The 864-nt window shown below is 63.8% G+C and carries 1 protein-coding gene; it reads left to right on the forward strand.

Going from position 1 to position 864, the window contains the following annotated elements; all coding sequences use genetic code 11:
* A partial coding sequence (locus tag IFS44_RS21665) for a TonB-dependent receptor (protein ID WP_192100213.1) occupies positions 1–864 on the forward strand: 864 nt, incomplete at both ends.

Consider the following 864-nt stretch of genomic DNA (forward strand, 5'->3'; position numbering starts at 1 on the left):
CCAGACGCGAGACCAGAAATTCAGCCTAACCGTGTACGGCGGGTATCTGCAGGCGGTGATCGAACCGACCGACTGGCTGAAGATCACGCCCGCATGGCGGCTTGACCGGGTCGAGGGGGATTTCAACAACCGGCTCGCGGGCACGACCGCGCCGATCAACGATTACGGCACGATCAGCCAGCCCAAGCTGAGCGTCGCGATCGTGCCCGTGCACGGCGTCACGGTGTACGGCAATTACGGCCGGACCTTCCAGATCGGTGCCGGCTCAGGTGCGTATCTGGTGGCGCCCCGCGTCGTCGATGTCGCGGCGTCGATCAACGAAGGGTTCGAGGGCGGCGTGAAACTGACGCGCGGTCGCTGGCTGGAAGCGCGCGTCGCGCTGTGGCAGCAGACCGCGAGTGGCGAACTGAAGCGTCGTCTGAACGATCCATCGGGCGATTTCGACAATCTCGGCAAGACGCGTCGGCGGGGCGTCGATTTCCAAATTGACGTGAAGCCGGTGCGCAGCGTTGCGCTCTGGGGCAGTTATTCGCACCAGACCGCACGGATCGTGACGCCCGATCCGGCGACGCCGTCGCAGGCGGGCAACGCGATCGACCATGTACCGCAGAACGTCTTCTCGGGCGGGCTGGACCTAACCCCGGATCCGAAGCTGCGCGTATCGTTCTGGGGTAACGGACAGTCAAGCTATGAGTTGAACCCGGCGAACACGCAGGGGCGCTATGGCGACTATGTCGTGCTGAACGCGGAACTCGCCTACAAGGTGACACCGCAGCTCGAACTGTCGGCGCAACTGAAGAACCTCGCGAACGATCATTACGAATATGTCTGGTACGACGGCACGCAGCGGCTTCACGCGCCGGC

Origin of the sequence: Sphingomonas sp. CFBP 13706 (genome assembly GCF_014842355.1) — a bacterium.
In the GTDB taxonomy this organism is placed as follows: domain Bacteria; phylum Pseudomonadota; class Alphaproteobacteria; order Sphingomonadales; family Sphingomonadaceae; genus Sphingomonas; species Sphingomonas aerolata.